Genomic DNA, 24428 nt, shown 5'->3' on the forward strand with positions numbered 1-24428 from the left:
AATGAATATTCATTCCTAAATAGATTTAAAAAATGAAAGTAGGAGAGGGTATTTGTGCAACCAAAGGAATGAACATTCATTCCGGAAAAGATTAGTTTAATAGGGTCTATAGAATAAATCAATAGAATGATAGGAATGAACGTTCATTCCTAAAAATAGTTTCAAAATAATAGGAATGAATATTCATTCCGGAACTAACATTATACTTTCAAAACGGGAGATGATTAAAATGAGTAAGCTAAAAAATTGGAGAAGTTTATCTTTTCTATTATGGATAGTTATTACTATTACAATGATCGTAACGATGCCTAATATGGATAAATTAGTGAAAGAAAAAGGGCATATTACGATTCCGAATACAGAGCAAAGTAGTATCGCTGACAAAATGATAAGAGAGATGGATAAAGACGGGACAGAAAAATATGATGTTATAGCTGTTTTTAATAGTGGAAGTAAAGCAGCTTTAACAACTGAGCAAAAAGATGAAATAATAAAAACAATCAACGCTTTACAAAATGAAAAAGAGCAATTAGGAATTAAGGAAGTTGTTTCACATTTAGATAATAAAGACTTGGAAAAACAATTGATATCTAAAGACAATACGACCATTTTAACGCAAATTTCTGTAGATAAAAAACATGGTGAAATATCAAAAATTGCAAATGGGCTTCATAATAAAATTAAACCGAAGGGAGTTAAAACGTACTTAACAGGAAGTGATTTAATAGCGGGTGATTTTCTTACATCCTCTCAAGAGGGAGTGAAAAAGACAGAAGTTATTTCTATCATTTTCATTTTAGTTGTATTAATCATTGTATTTCGTTCACCAATTGTTCCAATCGTTTCTCTGCTTACAGTGGGTGTATCATATTTAGTTTCAATGGGGATTATTGCCCATCTAGTAGATCAATTTAATTTTCCGTTTTCTAACTTTACACAAGTGTTTGTAGTTGTTGTCCTGTTTGGGGTTGGAACAGACTATAACATTTTATTATATACAAGGTTTAAGGAAGAATTAAGTAAACAAGAAAATTCATTTTTAGCTACGAAAGAAACGTTTAAATCGGCAGGGAAAACCGTTTTATATAGTGGGATAGCAGTACTAATTGGTTTTGCATCTCTTGCTTTAGCGAGTTTTAAATTATATCAATCTACTTCAGCCGTAGCAATTGGTGTCGCAGTATTATTACTCGTATTAACTACGTTAAATACATTTTTTATGGTGCTTTTAGGAAAAGGAATGTTTTATCCAGTAAAAACATTTAAAGGTCATGAGGATAGTCGTTTATGGGGATTTCTTGCGAAAAACTCAGTAGTAAGACCATTCGCAGCTTTAATCATTGTATTTGTGATATCGATTCCTTTCCTAATGAAATATTCTAACACACTAAATTACAATGATTTATTTGAAGTAGATAATAAATATGAATCGAAAAAGGGGATTAACGTAATAGAAGAACATTTTCCACCTGGTTTTTCTTCACCAAGTACGTTAGTCATTCAATCGGATAACAAGTTAGACGAGGCGAGTTCTCTTCAAACTTTAGATGAACTAACTGATAAGATTTTGAAAGTGAAAGGTGTGTCAGAAGTATATTCACCGACGCGTCCAACTGGGGAAAGGATAAAAGAACTATATATAAATAAACAAGCTGGAGAACTAAATACGGGGTTAGGAGATGCCAATGGTGGTATAAAGGACATTAATGATGGGTTAACTGCTGCGAAAGATAAAATGGGTAGTAAAGACTCAAATAGTCTTGCAAACGTTCAAAAGTTAATTGATGGAACAAACGAAGCGAAAAACGGTGTAACGGCATTAGGAACAGCTTTACATCAACTATCAAGTGGTATAAATGACGGAGCACAAGGTGCGCAACAAATTGAGGGTGGATTAACTTCAGTAAATGAAAATATAAATGTTTTATCTAATGCAACTTCACAACTTCATGCTGGTTATGCACAGTTAGAAAAAGGTTTAAGCTCTTACGATCAATACTTTGGAAGTATTTCTCAAGCAATTGATGGTGCGAAAAAAGGTTATGAACAAATTGAAGTGTTAATGACCAATTTTATTCAAACGAAACCAGAATTAGCAAATGATCCGAACATACTACAAACGATAGGAATTGCTAAAGAGGCTCAGAAGCAATTAGGTGTGCTTTCAAATGAATTAAATCAATTAGCAACGCATCATAAAGCGGCGATGGGCTCATTTAAAGAAGCGAATCAATCGTTATTGAAAGTGGATAACGGTTTAAAAGAAATGAACAATGGAGTTACTAAATTACAAAAAGGAGCAGCTGATCTTAAAAATGGATTAGATGAAGGTGCTTCAGGTTCTAAACAAATTGCGAACAAGTCATCTGAGTTACAAACCGGATTAACAAAAATAAATGATGGGCAAGGCCAGTTATTAACCGGGCTGAAAGACTTGCAAGAACAGATGGGGCAATTACAATCAGGATTATCTAAAAGTACAGAAGGGCTCGAAAAGATAAGTAACGGACTAGGGGATGCTCAGAAATATTTAGGAGAATTGAATGAATCAAAAAGCTCTGAGAAATTTTATATTCCAAAAGAAGTTTTAGAGGGAGAAGATTTCCAAAAAGCATTGAATACGTACATGTCACATGATAGAAAGACTGCTAAAATGACAATCATTTTAGACGTAAATCCGTATTCAAAAGAAGCGATGCCAATCATTGAAGAAATTAATAAAACGATAGACGGTACATTAAATGGTACAGAATTAAAATCAACAAAAAAAGCGATCGGCGGTACAACAGCAAGAAACGTTGATTTAAAAGAAGTAACGGGCCAAGATTTCTTACGTACAGCTACAATTATGTTAATTGGAATTGCGGTTGTATTACTCGTTATTACACGGTCATTTTTAAATACAATCTTCATTATTGGATCTTTAATATTAGCTTATTTTGCATCACTTGGTATAAGTGAACAAATTAGTACACACATACTAAACGTAGAGTCATTGAGCTGGAATGTACCATTCTTTAGTTTTATAATGATAGTCGCTTTAGGTGTGGATTATAGCATTTTCGTAATGATGAGATACAATGAGCTAGAGGGGGACCCAGCAACGAAAATTGTAAATGCATCTCGTCACATAGGAGGAGTCGTATTATCAGCGGCACTTATTTTAGGTGGTACATTTGCTGCATTAATCCCTTCAGGTGTATTGACGCTTATACAAGTAGCATCTGTTGTTGGTGTTGCACTGTTATTATTAGCTATTATTGTGATGCCAATATTGATACCTGCGTTAATAGGGTTAACGAATAAAATGAAGAATTATACGAAAAAATTAAGTAAAAGAAAGTAAAGAATCCCCTTTTAAAAGGGGATTCTTCTTATTTAATAAATTTGTCCATCACATCTTTATATTTTGCGAATTTTTCATCTTTCATATCTCTGTTCATTATGAAATATGCTTCTATATAATATTATTTCGTTAAAAACGTACATTTTATTCAAGATAGAAAAGGGATGAATAGTAATCAACCGTTGCTATTCATCCAGCTTCTACTATATAATAGCTATAGTCTACAATAATTGAGTCGTAATATGCGATTTTTTAAGACAATCGGTGAGAAAACGCTGAAATAAGCGGTATTAGTAGGAGGACACAAATGATTACAGTAAGTAACGTTAGTTTGCGTTTCGCGGATCGCAAATTATTTGAAGATGTTAACATAAAATTCACGCCAGGTAACTGCTACGGTTTAATCGGAGCAAACGGTGCTGGTAAATCAACATTTCTAAAGATTTTATCTGGAGAAATTGAACCATCAACAGGTGATATACATATTACGCCAGGTGAGCGTCTAGCAGTATTAAAACAGAACCACTTCGAATATGAAGAGTTCCCAGTATTAGAAACAGTAATTATGGGTCACACGCAACTTTACAAAGTAATGCAAGAGAAAAATGCTATTTACATGAAAGAAGACTTTAGTGATGAAGATGGAATGCGTGCTGCAGAACTTGAAGGTGAGTTCGCTGAGCTTAACGGTTGGGAAGCTGAGTCAGAAGCTGCAATCCTTCTAAAAGGTCTTGGTATTGGTGAAGATCTTCATGACAAAAAATTATCAGAATTGACTGGTGCAGAGAAAGTAAAAGTATTACTTGCTCAAGCATTATTCGGTAAACCTGATATTCTATTACTAGATGAGCCTACCAACCACTTGGACTTAAAAGCGATTCAATGGTTAGAAAACTTCTTAATGAACTTTGAAAATACAGTAATCGTTGTATCCCATGACCGTCACTTCTTAAATAAAGTATGTACGCACATGGCTGATCTTGATTTCGGTAAAATTCAACTTTATGTTGGTAACTATGACTTCTGGTATGAGTCAAGCCAATTAGCTTTAAAATTAACACAAGATGCTAATAAGAAAAAAGAAGAGAAAGTAAAAGAGTTACAAAACTTCATTGCACGCTTTAGCTCAAACGCATCTAAAGCGAAACAAGCAACTTCTCGTAAAAAATTATTAGATAAAATTACATTAGATGATATTAGACCATCATCACGTCGTTACCCATTCGTTGGCTTCACACCTGAGCGTGAAATAGGAAATGACTTATTAACTGTTGAAGGCCTTTCTAAAACAATTGATGGCGAAAAAGTGTTAGATAATGTGTACTTCACTTTAAATAAAGGTGATAAAGTTGCATTTATCGGTCGTAACGATATCGCGATGACAACATTATTTAAAATCCTTATGGGTGAAATGGAGCCAGATAGCGGTTCATTCAAATGGGGTGTTACAACATCTCAATCTTACTTCCCAAGAGATAACTCTAAATACTTTGAGAACAGTGACTATAACTTAGTTGATTGGTTACGCCAATTCTCTCCACAAGATGAGTCAGAAAGCTTCTTACGTGGTTTCTTAGGCCGTATGTTATTCTCAGGTGAAGAAGTTAAGAAGAACGTTTCTGTATTATCTGGAGGCGAAAAAGTTCGTTGTATGTTATCTAAAATGATGTTAAGTGGTGCGAACGTAATCACACTTGACGATCCAACGAACCACTTAGACCTTGAGTCTATCACTGCATTAAACAACGGTTTAATTGCTTTCAAAGGTACAATGTTATTCACATCTCATGACCATCAGTTCGTACAAACAATTGCAAACCGCATTATCGAAGTAACACCAAACGGTGTAATCGATAAAGAGGCAACTTACGATGAGTACTTAGAAAATGAAGAACTTCAAAAACAAGTAGATGCAATGTACAAAGGTCAATAATATATCATGAAAAAACTCGCTCTTTTTAGAGCGAGTTTTTTTGTCGAGAAAACATAACACCACTGGTGGGGCAAATGAATAATTATTCAAATATAATATTAGTGAACATGAGGATTTTTCATGTACGGAAGAGATGTAATGACTTTAAGATTTAGTTGAAGCAGGGGAATGTAAGGTGAGCAATATAATTAAATAACATTATTTTGTCATGTGAAATATGTACCAAAATTGGAGATAGAATAGTTTGCGAATGAGTTTATAAAGGTATATAGTATGGGATGTCATAATTAGTGGATTAATCTTGGGAGAAAACAGGAAATGTTACAAATTTATTTTGTTAAATAGAAACCAAGGTCAAAATGTTTAAAAAGAAATAGTTGAATAAATACTAGCTTCAAATTATAATTACTAATATTCTTCATATAGTTAAATAAAGATAATCTATTTGAAGAAGAAAATTTGAATAGAGAGACAGACTTATAAAAAATAAGCCTTGGATGATTAAAAGAGGTGGAGAAATGAAACAGTTCTTATTAAAGAGCAAAAGTGTGTTAAGCAATCATTTTGGATTCTTTCTGTTTGCCGTTATTTTATTTTGGCTCAAAACATATGCCGCGTATGTAACGGAATTTAATTTAGGAATTTCAAACACAATCCAAAAATTCTTGCTGTTTTTCAACCCGCTTAGTTCAGCAGTTCTATTTTTAGGACTTGCATTATTTGCAAAAGGGAAACGATCTTATATTTGGTTAATCGTTATCAACTTGTTATTGTCGATTCTTTTATACGCAAACGTAGTATACTATCGCTTTTTCAGTGACTTTATTACGTTCCCGACATTAACACAAACGAATAACTTTGGAGATTTAGGTGGTAGTATTCTTGCGTTGCTACATCTTTATGATCCACTATACTTTTTAGACACGATTATATTAATTGTGTTAGTCGCAACAAAATTTGCAAATCCAAAACCAATTCGTGTTGCGAAGCATAAATTATCTCTAGTATTTGTAGCAGGTATTTTATTATTCAGTGTTAACTTAGGTCTTGCAGAGTCTGACCGTCCTGAATTATTAACAAGAACGTTTGACCGTAATTATATTGTAAAATATTTAGGGGCATACAACTACACAATTTATGATGGAATTCAAAGTGCGAAAGCATCGACAGAACGAGCATTAGCTGATGGCGATAATATGACAGAAGTACGAAATTATTTAACCTCAACTTATGCAAGTCCAAATCCTGAGTATTTCGGTAAAGGAAAGGGAATGAACGTAATTTATATTCATTTAGAGTCATTCCAAAACTTCTTAATTGATTACAAATTAAATGGTCAAGAAGTTACACCGTTCTTAAACTCATTTACAAAAGATGCGAATACACTATACTTTGATAACTTCTTCCATCAAACAGGACAAGGGAAAACATCTGATGCGGAGTTTATGTTAGAGAATTCAATGTTTGGTTTACCGCAAGGTTCTGTCTTTACAACGAAATCTCATAATACGTATCAATCAGCACCAGCTATTTTAGGACAACAAGGATACACATCAGCAGTATTCCACGGTAACTACAAAACATTCTGGAACCGTGACGATATTTATAAATCATTTGGTTTTAATAAATTCTTTGATGCGTCATACTACGATATGAATGAAAAAGATGTAGTAAACTACGGATTAAAAGATAAACCGTTCTTTAATGAATCTATTCCGTTATTACAAACGTTGAAACAGCCTTTCTATACGAAGTTTATTACGTTATCGAACCATTTCCCTTATCCAATCGATAAGGCAGAAGCAACGATTGAACCAGCAACAACAGGTGATTCATCAGTAGATACGTACTTCCAAACAGCACGCTATTTAGATGAATCTGTAAAAGGCTTCATCGATTACTTGAAACAATCTGGTTTATATGATAACTCAATTATCGTTATGTACGGAGACCATTACGGTATTTCAGATAATCATAATGCAGCAATGTCAAAAGTAATGGGTAAAGAAATGAACTCATTTGAAAATGCACAGTTACAACGTGTGCCTTTAATCGTTCGTGTACCAGGGGTGAAAGGTGGCGTACAACATCAATATGGCGGTGAAATTGACGTTCTTCCTACGTTATTACACTTACTAGGTACAGATACGAAAAACTATGTTCAATTCGGTTCAGATTTATTATCACCAGAGCATAAACAAGTCGTTGCGTTCCGTAACGGTAACTACGTAAGCCCAACTGTTACTGCACTAAACGGCAAATACTATGATACAACAACTGGAAAACCTGTAGAATTTACAGATGAAATAAAGAAAAATGAACAAATGGTTCAAAACTCACTAAAATACTCTGACCAAGTCGTAAATGGTGACTTATTACGATTCTACACACCGGAAGGATTCACTCCAGTAGATCGTTCGAAGTATAACTATAACAATCGTGATAAAAACAAAACGAAGGTAAAAACGACTCCGGAAGGGGAAGCTAAATAATAAAAGGCGCTATTCATATGAATAGCGCTTTTTATTTGTAAATATACCATCATTATTAGACAGAACTAGCTGTTGCTTTTTGTTTTGCTTTTCCGAAGAAAACTACACCGACGATGATAATAATGATAAATGCCCATTTAATGAAAGGGTTACTTTCGAAAAATCCAGCAAACCATTTCTCATCTACAATCATTTTTGCAGCAGTATAAGCTAAAACGGCTGCTCCAATCGTAATGATGACAGGAAAACGATCCACCCATTTTAAAATCAATGTGCTGCCCCATACGACTACAGGAATAGACACTAATAATCCAATGATTACTAAAGAAAAGTTACCATGGGCAGCTCCTGCAACAGCGAGTACATTATCAATGCCCATTAACGCATCAGCGATAATAATGGTTTTAATAGCAGACCAAAATCCTTCTTCGGCTTTAATATCATGATTTTTACCCTCAGCAATCAACTTGTAAGCGATCCATATAAGAAGTATACCGCCAATTAGGAGTAAACCAGGTATTTTTAATAACCAAACGACAACTAAGGTAGCGAGGGCTCTAATAGCAATCGCCCCGACAGTACCCCATATGATAACTTTTTTTTGTTGGTCTTTCGGTAATCTTCTTGCTGCTAATCCAATTACGATGGCATTATCTCCGGCTAACACTAAATCGATTACAATGATGGCAAGCAAGGCAGACAAATATTCAGATGAGAGAAACTCCATATACATATCACTCCTTATGGTTAATATGTGCTAAAGTGTTGATAATATAAAAAGGGTTGAAATTTTATATTCAATCCATAATTTCTTAATATATTTTGATAAATCTGTTTTAATTTCGTATAAGTCGCTTTTGCAATCTTTTTTGTTTTTCGATTCTTTTTCTTAATTTTCGATTCATCTTTTTAATACGGTTTTCTTTTCTACTATCCCAGTTATCACTTCTGATTTCATTAATAGATGTATCTTCCTTAGCGCGAAAACGCCTTACTTTTTTTACGAAGGAAAGGGAGATGTTGCCGATAACACCTTGTTTTTCTAACGAATCCTCTTTACCTAGACACCAATCAGGATGAGATAATAAATAATCGAAATCAAATATTATCTCGTATTTTTTATCCATATATGTATACCATTCATCTAAAGTACACTTATTTTTTGTATGTAAATATATTGATCCATCAGTCATAGCGCAGCACCAATAGTCAAAATAGCTCCATAGTACCCATTCTTTCGGTACATCTAGTGTTAAAATTACCATTTTTGAATTTGTTCTACCCCAAGCTTTATGATTTCGATTTGGGTGATTATTTGCTTCCCAGACCCAAATAGGATAGTTACCTTCGTAATGAGGCAATCTTGTTTTAGCAACGCGCACCATCCAGTCATATGAATATAAATCGTCTGGATCGATGAATTCTTTATTACCTTCTAAATAATCAAGTTTCTTAAATTGTTTCCAAGCTTCTTCAGTTTGTACTGTATATACGATCATATGGCACCTACTTATTTAAACTAAATTTTAGTATAACATGTGATTTTGAATTTTTATTGATATTAGAGAAGGGGGAATTTGAGTCGAATATACGAAGAGAAATTCCCAAAACGACAAAAAGACTTGATTCCCAGCTAAAGGGAATCAAGTCTTTTCATTACATACGATTATCATGCCAGAAGTTTAATGGGAAATGTTCGTTCTCATTATATGCTTCTAATTCATATCCTTTTTCTTTCAGTCCTTTAATAATTCCAGGTACTGCTTTTACTGATTGTGGATGAATATCATGCATAAGGATAACTTCTGTTGGATTTGTAGCACCATGTAACACGTTCTCTACAATTTTAGCAGATGCAGCATCAACTTGCATTTTGTTGTATTTCCAGTCTAAAGAATCAATTGTCCAATCCCAAACTTTTAAGCCATTTTCTACAACTTTGTTGCGAAGAGCTTCGTTTAATCCTGGCATAGAGCCGTAAGATGGACGAGTTAATACTGGTGATTTACCTAAAACACCAGCGATTAAGCCTTGGTCTTCCTTCATTTCATCTACGTAATGACCTTCTGTGTAAAGTTTCTTGTAGTTATGAGTCATACTGTGCATCCCAACGTAGTGGCCTTCAGCATCTTCGCGTTTTACAAGATCAGGGAAAGCTTTTACGTTTGAACCAATTAGGAAGAATGTTGCTTTTGCATTTTCTTTCTTTAACATATCTAAAAGCTCAGCTGTGTATTTTCCAGGACCATCATCAAATGTTAAATAAGCGACTTTTCTAACTTGCCCGTTATAATGTTTAGGAGCTTCTTTCGGAGCAAGAGATGTTTGAATCTCACTTACAAGTTGAACAGATTTTGCTTCATCCTCTGTACTAGCTAGAGCAGTATGTACTGATCCCAAAGCCGCTTCGTATGTGAATAATACCCCCGCACAAACTAACATAGCCCTTTTTACTAAAGTTGTCATTCGAATTCCATTGTGCATAATTTTCCTTCTCTCTATAAAAGTTCTACTCTACTATATTAGCAATTATAGGTAGGGAAATGCAAAAAAACTTTTTTACAAGTGTAAAAAAGTTTACTCAAAAGTATGCAAGATTGTATATCAATTGCAGTTTTGAAAAATAGGATGAATTTAAACTTTATTATTTAAACTTTCAATCATCAAATTTAAATCTTCTAATAAGGATGCATGCGCTTTTTTAGGAGAACCTGTATCAAAGGGAGGCTGAGGGTCGTATTCTAACATGAGTTGAACTGCTTTGCTTTTTTCATCTCCAAATTCCCAAGCTATTAACTGAAGGGCCATATCAATACCTGCAGATACACCAGCAGCTGTTATAATTTTTTCATGGCGCACGAATCTCTCTTCAGTTGGAACAGCTCCGAGAGAACGAAGTAAGTTAAAACAGCTCCAATGACTAGTAGCATTAACACCATTTAGTAGACCAGTAGCACCTAAGATTAAGGAGCCCGTACATACAGTTGTAGTCCACTTTGTCGTTTTATGTATTTGGAGAATCCAATTAAGAGTTTCTTCATCCTTCATAAGTTGTGTAAAGTTTGGTGGACGACATCCGGGAATAATAAGAATATCTGCTGAAGTAATTTCATTAAAATTGTAATCAGCATGTAAATAGCCCATTTTCGAATCTAATTTTATTAATCCCTTCGTTTTAGCAACAAATTTTATGTTGTTGTTGCTTTCTGCAGCAAATACTTCGTATGGACCAATAGCATCTAATGCAGTAATTCCATCATAGAGCATAATAACGATTTCCATTAAAACCTCTCCTTTATTTGTTACGAATTGAATCTAGTAACGATAAGGAAGATAAAATTATTGAATATTCTTTTATCGTTACTTTAAATATACTATACCCCTAATGTGTATCGCTTAGTGCAACTGTGTCAAAGGTGTGACGAAATCTATGAATAGGTTCATTTATTTTGAAAAGATGTATTCACTTATTTAATGGGTAAAAGTTTAATTTACTTGGAATTTCTATTAAAAACGATATGCAACTTTCACAGAAAGAAGAAATGAAAAATATAGTACTTAGGCTAAAGTCTTAAAACGAAAGGAGACTAATCATACTTTCGTATCATTTCATTTTCGTTCCAATTATTGATTCGAATATTTTTGTTTTTTATTAAAATATTGGTAAAGAAACAATTACATGAAAAAAGGAGTGGGAATATGGATAATTATATTTGCACTACATGTGGAGTACAGTATCCCGAAAATGAAGAAGCACCTTCTCGCTGTAAAATTTGTAATGAGGAAAGACAATATGTTAATCCAATTGGGCAGTCATGGACAACATTAGAAACGATGCAAAATAGCAATTTATACAAAAACGAAATAATAAAAGAAGAAAGCGGTTTGTATAGCATTACTACTAAACCTAAATTTGCGATTGGACAAACAGCATTTTTAATACAAAGTAAAACTCTAAATGTTATGTGGGATTGCATTAGTTATTTAGATGATAAAACGATACAACGTATATATGATTTAGGTGGTATTCAAGCAATAGCACTTTCTCATCCACATTATTACTCTACACAAGTTAAATGGGCGGAAACATTCAATGTACCTATTTATATTCATGAAGATGATAAAGAGTGGGTGGTTCGTCCGAGTAAGCAAATTAAATTTTGGTCTGGGGAGCATCTGATATTATCGGAAGAACTTACATTGCATCGCTTAGGAGGCCATTTTAAGGGGGGAACTGTTATACATTGGAAAGACGGTAATGAAGGGAAAGGCATTTTGTTATCAGGTGATATTATACAAGTAGTTTCGGATCGAAAATGGGTAAGTTTTATGTATAGTTATCCCAATCTCATTCCATTACCAGCGAATAAAGTTAGAGATATGGCAGAGAAGGTAAAAGATATCCAATTTAGTCGACTATATAATGCATTTCATGGTGTGGTGGAAGATGCGAATAAAGCTGTACAAAGATCTGCTGATCGGTATATAAAGGCCCTGCAAGGAGAACTATTTCATACGTAATAGCTTGTAATTCATCTCTACATTTATATAACTAACTTTATATGAATTTTATACTAAAGTCCTATTGTTTATTAACTAATAGGTCTTTCAACTTAGGAAGTTCACACTAATGAGGGATGTTAAAGGGAATATATGTAACCTATACTAATTACTATAAAGCTTTGGAAAATGAAAAGGAGGAGATTTGCATGAAGAATTGGGTTCAATTTAGAATTGCAAGACCAACAGATAAATTTGAAGAAGTGATAAATTTTTATGAAACAGGATTAGGTTTAAAACGTATAGGGGAATTTCACAATCATGAAGGATATGATGGGGTTATGTTTGGCTTACCAGATGAAGAGTATCATTTGGAGTTTACTACACATGTTAATGGAAGTCCATGTCCGGCACCGACAAAAGATAATTTACTAGTTTTTTATATGCCTAATAAAGATGAAATTGAAAAGATAGTGAATCGATTAAGTAATATGGGCTATCATGAGGTGGAACCAGAAAACCCGTATTGGATAGAGAAAGGAACCACAATAGAGGATCCAGATGGTTGGAGAATTGTGCTTATGAATGCATCTGAATAAAGAAACTATTTTCATATGAAATAGAGTGTAACAAAATGATTTAGACATAAATCCCTACAGTGTTTGTAGGGATTTTTATATAAGAAGATCTTATTGAGAGAGTTATTAAAATGTAGAAAGTATTTTGGCTAAGAACAAATGTAATAAACATAATTTATGAAGGAGGTATAAAAGTATGATAGTAAACCATTTTGAAGAGTTTTCTAAACATGTTGGAAATACACCTCTCATGAAATTAAAATGCGAAGAAACGAAGGATCTTTCTATCTATGCTAAATGTGAATGGCATAACCCTACAGGGTCAATTAAGGATAGGGCAGCACTTGGAATGATTAATAAATATTTACAAGAAGCGGACAAAAAACAAAATATTTTAGAGTATAGTGGTGGAAGCTTAGCGAGGTCAATTGGGTGTATTTGTAATTATTTAGGGATTCAATGCACGTTAGTTTTAAGTTCTGGAACCGGTAAATCTCTATTAAATGAACTTGATCGTTATGGTGCTAACGTAATCTTAGTTGATAAATGTAAAGGGTTCTACGCAGTAATTGAGAAAACAATAGAGATTAGCAAACAAAAGCCAGAATTATACTTTTTATTCCAACATTATAATAATGCAAATCTAGTAAGTCATATAGAAGGTACAGGGCGAGAAATTATTGCACAAATGAATGGAAAACCAATACATGCATGGGTAGCATCTGCTGGTACTGGTGGGACTCTAATGGGAGTCTATACAGCAATAAAGAATTATACAAAAAATGTTGAACTACATTTAGTAATGCCTGCTGAATTGCCTTATGGTTCGGAACAACCACCAAATGATTTAAAGAAATATGCTGGATCAGGTGGGTTCGGCTTAGGAAGGAAACAACATTTCATAGAACAGGAAGAAAATTTGATAGAAAAACAATGGACTTATTCATATGAAGATACCCTGTATGAAATGGCACGTTTTTACAAAGATACTGGTATAAAAATAGGAACTTCTGCGGCAGCGAATTTATTAGCAGCTAAACAAATTGGGAAAGAAAAAGGTGCGAATTTTAATGTAGTTACAGTTTTTCCGGACGCAGGGTCAATAGAAGAGTGGTCAGATGTAAAAAATTTAGTTGAAAAAATAGGTGATTGAGAGGACCATTAAAAGTTCTTTCGTAGTTTATATCTTATTCTACGCAAAATTGATACCATCAAAAAACTGTATGTTTAACATGTACAGTTTTTTAATGGTATAGCTGTGCAATGTTTAGAAATTTCACATACCGTATTTTAAAAATAAATATAGGAAAAACAAAAAGTAATGTAGAATATATCGTACATACATATATACAGTCAACATAAAAGATAAAGAGGTGGGTATATGTTACTTGAGGAAGTAATGCAGCAACTAGAGGAATATGGAACAGAACAAAATCGAAAAACGTATAAAAACCACGGAGCGAAAGAGCCATTATTCGGAGTTAGTTTTGCGAATCTAAAATTGTTAAAAAAGAAAATAAAAAAAGATCACGATTTAGCAGTTGAATTGTGGGAAACAAAAAATATGGACGCGATGACATTAGCAACTTATATTTTAGACCCGAAGAATATAACAGCAGAACAGCTTAATAGTTGGGTTCAGGATGTTGATTATTACTGTTTAATGGATGTTTTTATGACATCTATATGTACTTCGCCAATTGCAATAGAAAGAATGGAAGAGTGGACAAAGTCTAATGATGAATGGATTGGAAGAGCTGGCTGGTCTTTATTAGCAAATATATCGATTAAAAATAAAGCGTTACATGATGATTTCTTCTCTCCATACTTAGAAGAGATTAAAGAAAATATACATAATGAAAAAAATAGAAAAAAAGAAGCGATGAATAGTGCTTTAATCGCAATAGGAATTCGTAATGAAGACTTAGAGCGACAAGCGATTGAAATCGCACGTGAAATTGGAAAAGTAGAGGTTGATCACGGTACAACATCATGTAAAACACCAGATGCAGAAAGCTATATAAAAAAAGCGAGAGAAAGAGCTGAAAAAAGAAAATGAAATAAGAAAAGAGGAACGGCTATGAAACCCATTGAAGCAGCACAAGGCATAATTACATCACAATTTCCGAATTGTGATGTAGCTTTACTCGGCGGAAGCGTTGCACGAGGAGAAGCGACGAAAACATCTGACCTTGATATTGTAATAGTTGACCAAAGTTTAACTTCTTGTTATAGAGAATCTTTCTATAGTAATGGATGGCCTGTTGAGGTGTTTGTTCATAATTTTACAACATATAAAACCTTTTTCAAAATGGATTGTGATCGAGGGAGACCGTCGTTACCACAATTAGTTTCAGAAGGGGTTGTATTAAAAGGGGAAAAGGAAATTGTTGAGAAATTAAAAAAAGAAGCGAATGATTTACTACATAAAGGACCAGCTAAATGGACCGAAGAAACGATTAAGCAGAAGCGATATTTTATTACGGATACTTTAGATGACTTTATTGGTGCAACAAAAAGAGAAGAAGAATTGTTTATCGCTAATTTATTAGCGGATTTAGTACATGAATATGTATTAAGAGTAAATGGTAGGTGGCTTGGGAGTTCAAAATGGTTTATTAGAGTGCTAAGAAGATATGATGAGCAATATGCAAACAAATTTGTAGCGGCTTTTGATCATTTTTATAAAACGGGAGAGAAAAATGAATTAATTCATTTTATAGAAATGACGTTAGAACAGTATGGTGGAAGAGTGTTCGAAGGATTTTCTATTGGTAAATAAAAAGGGGAGAGAAAATGAATGTACCATATGTTCAATTAAGAGAATTGACACTAGATGATGTAGAAGATCGCTATCAATGGTCGTTAGATAGCGATGTAACAAAGCATTTAGTCGTACCAGACCAATATCCTCCGTTCACTCGTGGAGATACGAGAATCTGGATTGAAGCTTGCATAAGCCGAAAAAATGGTTATGAACAAAGGGCGATCGTTACTGAGAAAGGTATACATATTGGATGGGTAGACCTTAAAAATTTTGATAAAACAAATAAAAATGCAGAACTAGGAATTGCGATTGGAAATAAAGACTATTGGGGTAAAGGATTTGGAATGGCAGCTCTAAACAGCATGTTACAAATAGGTTTTTCCCAGTTTGAATTGGAGAAAATTTGGTTACGTGTAGATGAAGATAATACACAAGCTAAAAAGAGTTATGAAAATGCCGGATTTGTATGCGAAGGGTTAATGAGAAATGATCGATTGAGACAGGGAAAGTTCATTCATCGCTATCGTTACAGTATATTAAAAGAAGAGTATGAATTAAAAAATAATAACCTATAAAAATATTATGTCAATTAAAAAGGGGAAGATAAAATGATTCGATTACTTACAAAAGCGGATGCAAAACAATATTGGGAGTTACGTTTACAAGCACTACAAGTAAATCCAGAAGCATTTGTAACGACTTATGAAGAAGCAGTACGTCAAGAAAACCCTCTTGAACGCGTTGCTAGTAATCTTTCATCCAACAGTAGTTTTACATTTGGTGCTTTTAATAATGAAAATCGTTTAGTTGGGGTTGTTACTTTATTAACAGAAGAAAAGGACGCATATAAGCATAAAGGGCATATCGTTGCAATGTATGTAGATACTGAAAATCGAAGAAGTGGTCTTGCACGTGATTTAATACGTAAAGCAATTGAAAGGGCAAAAGAGATGAAGCTAGAGCAATTGAATTTAGGGGTTGTGTCAACGAACGAACCAGCCAAACGATTATATGAATCAATGGGATTTAAAACGTACGGAATTGAAAAAAGGGCTATAAAAATGAATGGTGTGTATAGTGATGATGAACATATGGTGTTGTTCTTTTAAGAGAGGAAGTTTTGTATGAAAGATCTCCATTTAGAAAGAAATCTGGACCCTCAAGTAGCGATTTTGTATGCGACGGTTGCTGATACGTTTAATAGATTGCAAAGGTTAGTAGAAGGTACTGAAGAGAACGAACTATCCTATAAAGGGTCTGAAAATAATGAAAATAGTATTGGGCAGTTACTTCAGCATTTAGCAGTTGTCGATTTACATTGGGTGTATCGTTTCAAGGGAGAAGATGTTCCAACAGCATTTGAAAATAAATATGGTCCTATGTTGAATGAAGTAGGAGAAATACCGAGTTTAAGAAAATACACGTTGCAAGAGTTAATGCAAGATTATGAAGCAGTGCAAAAATTGTTTTATGAAGAATGTATGAAACTAACAGAAACTGATTTAACGCGGGAAGTTTTGTATGAAAAAGGGGAAAATGCGACTATAAGATGGGGAATTTGGCATATAGCAGATCATAATCGGTATCATCAAGCACATATAAGTCGATTGAGGAAATTATATAGAGAATATAAACTACATATTCTTTAATTTTTGAATGAACAAACGCCCCTAAATAATAATTAAAGGAGGCGTTTATTTTTATTTGTTTGCTTTTCTTCCCAAGCTATCATTAAATTTTTATGATAATCTTTTGGTTTTTCAATAGAAAACCAGTAAATTGAATGTGCAATAGTTGGTAGTCATCTTTTATGGCGGATTCGTATATTTTCATGGTGAGTATAGTGGGTCGAGATTAAGGTAGATTTTGACCCTTAAAAATTTTGGTATGTAATATCCTTGATTTCATACCAATACACTTTATTCCCATGCAAATCTACTACAATTCTTTCATCATCCCAATAGGAACCTATATCGTTTGCACGTGTTTTCCATAAGGTTAGGGCATACTTTAGTAGCCATAAGGAGAAAAATATTGAAATAATTCCTAGTAAATCAAATTCTTCCATTAAAGATAAAACACTTATTAGAAGGAAAAAAACTCCGAAAGAAAGAACAAATAAAATAGATTGTATAGAGGCTCTGTATATTTTCAGTGTTATCACATCCATAGAAGTAACTTATTTTTAAAATTATTTCTGTTTAATGTTTTTATATTAAGTATAATAAATGAATGTATTATTATCTTTTTCATTGCAAGTGAATGGAAAGTGAAATGTAAGTTTGTATGTAGATTTTTCATCGCGTATACTAAAATATATGTTATAGAGATTAAAAATTAAATACAAGGGGTTTTACAATGAAAGCAATTGTTATAGGGATACTGGCATCATTTTTCTTTGCCTTTACCTTTGTTTTAAACCGGGCAATGGACTTAGAAGGTGGAAGCTGGATTTGGAGTGCATCATTACGGTATTATTTTATGGTTCCAATGCTATTACTTATTGTTATGTATAGAGGGAACTTAAAGCAACTCTTTCAATATATGAAAAACAATCCGAAAGAATGGTTAGTATGGAGTATCGTTGGATTTGGTCTCTTTTATGCACCGCTTAGTTTTGCTGGAGCGTTCGGACCAGGTTGGCTCGTTGCATCAACATGGCAAATTACAATCGTTGCAGGGATTTTGTTAACACCATTTTTTGCGGTGGATCCACTACATAAAAAACTTCCGATGAAGGAATTAGTTATGTCGGGCATTATTTTATTCGGTGTTGTTCTCATGCAAGTAGAACATGCTTCTTCATTAGGTATTCGTGAAACCGTTTTATGTGTAGTTCCTGTACTTATTGCAGCATTTGCGTATCCTCTTGGAAATCGAAAAATGATGCAAGTTTGTAAAGGGGAATTAGATGTATTTCAGCGAGTACTCGGTATGACATTAGCAAGTTTACCATTTTGGTTTTTATTATCTGGTTACGAAGTATTAACTGGCGGATTACCGTCAAGTAACCAAGTTTTTCAATGTTTTATTGTAGCAGTTAGTTCTGGGTTAATCGCGACAATATTATTTTTCTTTGCAACAGATCTTGTAAAAGATGATCCACAAAAACTAGCAACAGTGGAAGCGACGCAGTCTGGTGAAGTTTTATTTGCGCTAGTAGGAGAGCTGATATGGTTATCTGCACCAATTCCGTCATCTTTATCTTGGGTTGGTATGAGTCTCGTTATTATTGGAATGATACTTCATAGTTATGTGGCTGTCGTTGTAAAAAAAGAAGAAAAAATAACGGCGTAATGAGATTAGCTCTTTTTATTAAGAGTTAGTCTTTTTTCATAGAAAGGGATGAAAATATGAATTTACAGCGTGTTGAACAAATTGAAAAAGATTCAATATTAAATGTGCTACAATATGCGGTCGGTCCAAATGAAATAAGCTTAAAGAAGGCAGTAATATTTTATCAAAGTAATAAAGGGACTTTGTACAAATATGAAGAAAAAGCTTGTATAGGTATTGAAGTAATCGGAGCAACTAAAGCACGAGTATGTCATATAGCAGTGGCTTCAGATTATCGTCAAAAAGGAATTGCACTGCAAATGATTAAAGAAGTGGTAAGGATATATCAATTGACTTATATAGAAGCAGAGACAGACGATGGGGCGGTAGAATTTTATAAAAGAATTGGTTTTCAAGTTAAAAGTTTAGGAGAAAAATATATGGGAATCGAAAGATTTCATTGTTATTTGGAAAAATAGTATAAAAATATGCATATGGAGTATAGCTTGAAAAAATAAGATTTACATTTTTCTTCATTTAATAAAACTCTCGCTTATCATTCTCTACGATTTTAATAGAGTTTTGAGGCTTCAGTACACCCATATACATATTTTTGTAGTAATGAATATGATTAAGTTAAAAATTAAGAAAAATATGATAATATATTTATATAAAAGTTTAAATTTACGTGGCTAGTGAGGGAACCAATATGAAAATGAATGAAATAGTAGCAAGCACACAATTTCCAAATACAATCGAAACAATAACAAAAGATTTAAAAGCATTAGGAATCGAAAAAGGAATGACAATTATCGTTCATTCATCACTAAGTTCTATCGGATGGATATCTGGTGGTGCGGTTGCCGTAGTAGAAGCATTAATGAAAGTTGTTACGGAAGAAGGAACGATAATAATGCCAACGCAATCTTCGGATTTGTCCGATCCGAAACATTGGTCAAGACCACCTGTACCGGAAGACTGGTGGCAAATTATCCGAGATAACGTCCCTGCATTTGATTCACGTATAACCCCAACAAGGGGAATGGGTGAAATAGTTGAATGTTTTCGTACATATCCGAATGTAGTACGTAGTAATCATCCGTTAGGAAGTTTTGCTGCATGGGGAAAACATGCAGTAGAGATAACAATGAACCATTCATTATCAATGAGCTTTGGAGAAGAATCTCCATTAAGAAAAATATACGATTTAGACGGGTACGTATTATTAATTGGTGTTGGATATGATTCAAATACGTCTGTTCATTTATCCGAGGTGCGTACTGGTGCATGTGAGTTAATACAAGTAGGAGCACCTATTATAGAAAACGGTGAAAGAGTGTGGAAAGAGTTTGTTGAAATGGATTACGAATCTGAGAAGTTTGTAGAAATTGGTGTGGAGTTTGAGCGAAAAGGAACTGTAAAAAACGGGAAGATAGGTAATGCAACGTGTCGTCTAATGAAACAGCGTGATATAGTTGACTTTGGAACAGAATGGTTTCGTAAGAAAAATTAGTAAGGGATGGTTACAATGAAGGGGAAAAAGGTATTAATTACGAGCGGTGGTTGTCTAGAAAAATGGGATCAAGTACGCGGGCATACGAATATGGCTAAAGGTACAATCGGAAGGATAATCGCAGAAGAACTTCTAGCTAAAGGGGCACATGTTATATATTTACACGGTTATTTTGCGGAGAAACCGAGCGATGTACATAGAGGGTTAGAATTACATCCATTTGAAGGGATTGTTGATTTACAAGATAAAATGAAAAGTATCATCACACATGAAAAGGTTGATGCGGTTATTATGGCAGCGGCTGGATCAGATTGGATTGTGGAGAAGATCTGTGATCAAGATGGTAATGTTCTTAATATGAACGGAAAAATTTCAAGTGATATAGCACCGATTATTCACTTTCAAAAGGCTCCAAAAGTATTAAAACAAATAAAAGAATGGGACCCAGAAACAGTACTTATTGGTTTTAAACTTGAAAGTGATTTAAATGAAGAAGAACTGTTTGAAAGAGCGAAAAATAGAATGAAAGAAGCAAGGGCGAATGTAATGATTGCGAATTCACCACATTCTTTATATTCGCGCGGAGCTGTGCATTATGTAATTGGACAAGATGGTAAAGGGAAGTTGTGTAATGGGAAAGATGAAACAGCGAAAGAAATTGTCAAAAGCTTAGAGGTATTATGTAATCGTGTCACTGCTTTTTAAAATTAAGTTTTTAGATAAGAATGAATCCGCATAGTAATAAGTAAGCGAAACTTTAATTGGTGGGAATTTTACTTTTACACGAATGTGAAGCGTATATCAATCAAGAGCTATACACAGAATAATTGGTGAGGAGTGGATTCTATGGAACATTTATTAAAGCAAGCTATTAAACTTAGAAACGAAAAGAAATATGCGCAGTCTAAAGAGATGCTTATAGGATTAACAAACTTTACAAAGGATGCAGAAGTACTGTATCAGTGTGCGTGGATACATGATGTAATGGGGCTAGAAACAGAAGCAGTTCCGTATTATGAGCAGGCAATCGCAAATGGACTTGATGGCGAATCCCTTTGCGGTGCTTATATTGGTCTAGGAAGTACATATCGTTGTATAGGGGAATATGAAAAGGCAATTACAGTATTAGAAGCTGGGGTGAAAAAATTCCCAGAGAACGATCCGATGAAAGTATTTTTATCATTAGCAAAATATAACGTAAACGATCACGAGTCAGCGATGAAATTATTACTTGAAACTGTCGTGAAAGTAGAGGAAGTAAAAGAATTTGAACGTGCCATTTCATTTTATAAAGACCACTTAAATGAGGTTTTTAAATAAAGGAGTGAACGTATGAATGTTACACTATCGCGAAGGCGAAAAGGTATTTGGATTGGACTCGTCTCTTTAATTATGCTATCAAACTATTTATTGTATGCTCTTCCAATAGTACCAGCTGCGCCGAAAGAAGTTGTACTTGGGTCATTATTAGATTGCATGTTTGTCATTCCAATCATCACGTATTTCTTCATTATTCGAAAAAGGTACTCGTTAACGTATATAGTTCCTGTTGTAATAGCTGGTTATATTTTTGCAAGATTTATTATTCCAAGTGACTATTTACAAGATTTTTCATACGTTTCTTATATTATAGTTGCAGGAGAAATTGCTTTTGTATGTTTAGAGTTATTCCTTCTATATAAAATTGTTAGAAAGCTTCCTACCATAATAAAAAAATATAAAGAATATAAAAGTGAGTACTCTTCATTTTCTTATGCAATTGATGCTGCGTTTGACGCTACTATGAAAAGAAATAAATTAATAGATATCATTGTAACGGAGTGTAAGTTAATCTATTATGCATTTTTATCGTGGCGTGAAAAAGTACCAGAAGGTGAATACGTATACTCATATCACAAAAAGACTGGTGCAATAGGTGTATATATCATGATCATCCATGCGACCTTAATAGAAAGTATTGGTTTTCATTATTTGCTACACCAGTGGAATCCAGTAATAGCATGGATTTTACTTATTTTAAATGTATACGCGATGATTTATTTTATAGCTGAAATACAAGCGATGCGTAAAAATCCACTTATCGTAACAGAAGAACAAGTAATCATTCAAATTGGATTAGGAAAGAAAATTGTTATACCATTTACACAAATTGATAATATTGCGTTTTACAAGGATGAATTGCTAACGGCAAAAGAAGGGAAACAGGTATTGGATGCAACTGTTATGGAGTTCATAAAAGAACCTGCTACTTTTGAAATAACATTAAAAGAGCCAGTGAAAGCACAGTTGTTATATGGATTTTCTAAAACAGTAAGTCGTGTGCACTTAAATGTTGATGAAGAACGAAAATTTTATGATGCGGTTAAGGAAAAGTTAAAACATGAGTAATAGTGCTGTTAGTTACATAAAAACAAATGAGTTTCCGTTAGAAGTGAAAAAATATGAAACATGGATAGTGAAAAACTCTTTCTAAATAAGAAGGAGTTTTTCTTGTGTACTTGTATAAATCATTATATAAAGAAGTATGTAATTGAGGATAGAACTAGTATGAGGGGAAACAAAATAATGAATAAGTTACTTACATCGAAAAGTGAAATTATAGAAAGAAAAATCCGGTATAACTCAACAATAGTAGATCACAATTGTTTATTACTTGAAAAGCAATCACAAAGTATCGTTTTATTTCACGAGGTGCAGTATTCATTTACAATGACTGCAAAAGATACTAAGTTAACAATCCCAAAAGGAAGTTATACAATCGCATATTATTGGAAAGATCGTCCGTACAATTTATACGTATGGAGAGATATAAAAGGGAAGTATTTAGGTTCCTATTTTAATATCGTAAAAAACACACAAATAAAAGACGAAGTGGTTTCCTTCGAAGATTTAATCATCGATATTATGGTACTTCCAAATGGAGAATACTTCCTATTAGATAAGGATGAATTACCAGAACCATTAGGAAATTTCGAAGGTGGTTATGTGAACGAAGCTCTTCATTTATTAACGGATACAATTAAAACGTTCCTTCCAAAAATAATAAAAGGGACTGCTGATATCTTTAAAAATAAATAATGTTCGCTAAAACCTAGTTGACTTATCGGAAATATTTGTATAATATGTACTTAATTCCATAACGTATTGCTGATTGGAGAAACCAAAGGCATTTTATCTGTTGATAAAATGCCTTTGGTTTTTTTATTGCACAAATACTGAATCTGTTCATTTATATGAATCATTTTAAGGAGGAGAAGAAATGACTGTTTCAATTGATGGGGTATCAAAATATTTTTTGAAACAAACTGGTACTGTTCAAGTATTAGAGAATATTAATTTTCAATTAGAGAAAGGGGATTTTGTTACAGTAATTGGTCCGAGTGGGTGCGGAAAAAGTACATTACTAAAAATTGTTGCAGGTCTAGATAATGATTTTGAAGGTGAAGTTATTATTGACGGGGAGCCTATCTTAAAAACGAGCAAGAAACAAGGTTTTATTTTTCAAGAGCATAGGCTTTTTCCATGGTTAACAGTTGAAGAAAATATAGCGGCAGATTTGTCGTTAAAAGATAAGTATGTGAAAGATAAGGTGAGAGAATGGGTTGAAATCGTTCGGTTAGATGGCTTTGAAAAATCGTATCCGAAAGAAATTTCAGGCGGGATGTCACAACGTGTTGCGATAGCGAGAGCGTTATTAAGAGATCCGAATGTATTATTACTTGATGAACCTTTTGGAGCGCTGGATGCTTTTACTCGAAGTCATTTACAAGAAGTATTGCTGAATATTTGGGAGCAGAAGAAAACAACAATGATATTCGTTACACATGATATAGACGAAGCGATATATCTTTCAAACCGAATTATCATTATGAGTGCAAAACCAGGGAAAATACATAAAGTGATTGAAAATAATTTGCCTTATCCGCGAAATAAAACTTCTCAATCGTTCCAACAACTTCGAACGAAAGTATTACAGCAGTTTGAATATGGAGGGTTGATTCAAACAAGTATATAGGAAAAGGG

The 24428-nt window shown here is 33.6% G+C and carries 24 protein-coding genes; 19 read left to right on the forward strand and 5 right to left on the reverse strand.

Translation table 11 applies throughout. From position 1 onward, the window contains the following. Positions 1 to 229 precede the first annotated feature (229 nt). The 3 genes from BM089_RS19215 to BM089_RS19225 all read left to right on the forward strand — a co-directional run bounded on the left by BM089_RS19215 (position 230) and on the right by BM089_RS19225 (position 7771). A complete protein-coding gene (locus tag BM089_RS19215) occupies positions 230 to 3346 on the forward strand; it encodes an MMPL family transporter (RefSeq protein ID WP_139213295.1) in 3117 nt (1038 codons plus the stop codon). 307 nt (positions 3347 to 3653) lie between these two features. Beyond that, positions 3654 to 5279: an ABC-F family ATP-binding cassette domain-containing protein gene (locus tag BM089_RS19220; RefSeq protein WP_000633860.1), complete on the forward strand. Its 1626-nt coding sequence runs from the start codon at positions 3654 to 3656 to the stop codon at positions 5277 to 5279. Between the two features lie 518 nt (positions 5280 to 5797). Next, positions 5798 to 7771: a lipoteichoic acid synthase gene (locus BM089_RS19225; RefSeq protein ID WP_000808748.1), complete on the forward strand. Its 1974-nt coding sequence runs from the start codon at positions 5798 to 5800 to the stop codon at positions 7769 to 7771. 55 nt (positions 7772 to 7826) lie between these two features. On the opposite strand, the gene BM089_RS19230 is transcribed toward BM089_RS19225, so the two are convergent. The 4 genes from BM089_RS19230 to BM089_RS19245 form a co-directional block, all read right to left on the reverse strand. Continuing rightward, on the reverse strand, positions 7827 to 8498 hold the full coding sequence (locus tag BM089_RS19230; RefSeq protein WP_000395169.1) for a TerC family protein: 672 nt from the start codon (positions 8496 to 8498) through the stop codon (positions 7827 to 7829). Positions 8499 to 8607: 109 nt separating this feature from the next. Beyond that, positions 8608 to 9270, reverse strand: a complete 663-nt coding sequence (locus BM089_RS19235; protein WP_090977748.1) for a DUF3841 domain-containing protein — start codon at positions 9268 to 9270, stop codon at positions 8608 to 8610. Between the two features lie 157 nt (positions 9271 to 9427). Further along, entirely contained in the window at positions 9428 to 10255 is an 828-nt protein-coding gene (locus BM089_RS19240) for a peptidoglycan-N-acetylglucosamine deacetylase (protein ID WP_000551449.1), read from the reverse strand. 150 nt (positions 10256 to 10405) lie between these two features. Beyond that, positions 10406 to 11053 carry a DJ-1/PfpI family protein gene (locus BM089_RS19245; RefSeq protein WP_075717741.1) on the reverse strand — a complete coding sequence of 216 codons (648 nt, stop codon included), beginning with the start codon at positions 11051 to 11053 and terminating at the stop codon, positions 10406 to 10408. A 417-nt stretch (positions 11054 to 11470) separates the two neighbouring features. On the opposite strand from BM089_RS19245, the gene BM089_RS19250 reads away from it, so the two are divergent. From BM089_RS19250 to BM089_RS19285, 8 genes are all read left to right on the forward strand, one after another. Further along, entirely contained in the window at positions 11471 to 12292 is an 822-nt protein-coding gene (locus BM089_RS19250; RefSeq protein ID WP_000371021.1) for an MBL fold metallo-hydrolase, read from the forward strand. 188 nt (positions 12293 to 12480) lie between these two features. After that, positions 12481 to 12870, forward strand: coding sequence for a VOC family protein (locus BM089_RS19255; protein WP_000800663.1), 390 nt, complete (start codon positions 12481 to 12483; stop codon positions 12868 to 12870). 175 nt (positions 12871 to 13045) lie between these two features. Beyond that, complete coding sequence (locus tag BM089_RS19260; protein ID WP_075720272.1) at positions 13046 to 14002, forward strand: PLP-dependent cysteine synthase family protein; 957 nt, start codon at positions 13046 to 13048, stop codon at positions 14000 to 14002. Positions 14003 to 14230: 228 nt separating this feature from the next. Continuing rightward, a complete protein-coding gene (locus tag BM089_RS19265; RefSeq protein WP_075720274.1) occupies positions 14231 to 14908 on the forward strand; it encodes a DNA alkylation repair protein in 678 nt (225 codons plus the stop codon). Between the two features lie 21 nt (positions 14909 to 14929). Next, positions 14930 to 15631, forward strand: coding sequence for a nucleotidyltransferase domain-containing protein (locus tag BM089_RS19270; protein WP_075720276.1), 702 nt, complete (start codon positions 14930 to 14932; stop codon positions 15629 to 15631). Between the two features lie 14 nt (positions 15632 to 15645). Further along, the gene (locus BM089_RS19275; protein WP_075720278.1) at positions 15646 to 16191 is read left to right on the forward strand and encodes a GNAT family N-acetyltransferase; all 546 of its coding nucleotides are present in this window, start codon (positions 15646 to 15648) and stop codon (positions 16189 to 16191) included. Between the two features lie 33 nt (positions 16192 to 16224). Next, a complete protein-coding gene (locus tag BM089_RS19280) occupies positions 16225 to 16725 on the forward strand; it encodes a GNAT family N-acetyltransferase (protein ID WP_000620322.1) in 501 nt (166 codons plus the stop codon). A gap of 15 nt (positions 16726 to 16740) precedes the next feature. Next, positions 16741 to 17265, forward strand: coding sequence for a DinB family protein (locus BM089_RS19285; RefSeq protein ID WP_000653846.1), 525 nt, complete (start codon positions 16741 to 16743; stop codon positions 17263 to 17265). Positions 17266 to 17489: 224 nt separating this feature from the next. On the opposite strand, the gene BM089_RS31560 is transcribed toward BM089_RS19285, so the two are convergent. Next, positions 17490 to 17684, reverse strand: coding sequence for a hypothetical protein (locus BM089_RS31560; RefSeq protein ID WP_225988572.1), 195 nt, complete (start codon positions 17682 to 17684; stop codon positions 17490 to 17492). 290 nt (positions 17685 to 17974) lie between these two features. Here BM089_RS31560 and BM089_RS19295 point away from each other — a divergent pair, with 290 nt between their 5' ends. From BM089_RS19295 to BM089_RS19330, 8 genes are all read left to right on the forward strand, one after another. Continuing rightward, positions 17975 to 18913: a DMT family transporter gene (locus BM089_RS19295; protein WP_090977749.1), complete on the forward strand. Its 939-nt coding sequence runs from the start codon at positions 17975 to 17977 to the stop codon at positions 18911 to 18913. Between the two features lie 56 nt (positions 18914 to 18969). Further along, positions 18970 to 19371 (forward strand): GNAT family N-acetyltransferase, encoded by a 402-nt coding sequence (locus tag BM089_RS19300; RefSeq protein WP_023522256.1) that lies wholly within the window; start codon positions 18970 to 18972, stop codon positions 19369 to 19371. Between the two features lie 230 nt (positions 19372 to 19601). Further along, a complete protein-coding gene (locus tag BM089_RS19305; protein ID WP_000783341.1) occupies positions 19602 to 20405 on the forward strand; it encodes an AAC(3) family N-acetyltransferase in 804 nt (267 codons plus the stop codon). Positions 20406 to 20420: 15 nt separating this feature from the next. Beyond that, positions 20421 to 21110 carry a phosphopantothenoylcysteine decarboxylase domain-containing protein gene (locus BM089_RS19310; protein ID WP_000676727.1) on the forward strand — a complete coding sequence of 230 codons (690 nt, stop codon included), beginning with the start codon at positions 20421 to 20423 and terminating at the stop codon, positions 21108 to 21110. 141 nt (positions 21111 to 21251) lie between these two features. Beyond that, a complete protein-coding gene (locus BM089_RS19315) occupies positions 21252 to 21725 on the forward strand; it encodes a tetratricopeptide repeat protein (protein ID WP_000400637.1) in 474 nt (157 codons plus the stop codon). Positions 21726 to 21737: 12 nt separating this feature from the next. Further along, positions 21738 to 22793 (forward strand): hypothetical protein, encoded by a 1056-nt coding sequence (locus BM089_RS19320; RefSeq protein WP_001103387.1) that lies wholly within the window; start codon positions 21738 to 21740, stop codon positions 22791 to 22793. Between the two features lie 177 nt (positions 22794 to 22970). Beyond that, positions 22971 to 23483: a ribonuclease FAU-1 family protein gene (locus BM089_RS19325; RefSeq protein ID WP_090978008.1), complete on the forward strand. Its 513-nt coding sequence runs from the start codon at positions 22971 to 22973 to the stop codon at positions 23481 to 23483. A gap of 181 nt (positions 23484 to 23664) precedes the next feature. After that, complete coding sequence (locus tag BM089_RS19330; protein WP_000218578.1) at positions 23665 to 24420, forward strand: ABC transporter ATP-binding protein; 756 nt, start codon at positions 23665 to 23667, stop codon at positions 24418 to 24420. The last annotated feature ends 8 nt before the right edge of the window (positions 24421 to 24428 follow it).

This window comes from Bacillus sp. 5mfcol3.1 (assembly GCF_900114335.1).
Classification (GTDB): Bacteria; Bacillota; Bacilli; order Bacillales; family Bacillaceae_G; genus Bacillus_A; species Bacillus_A thuringiensis_S.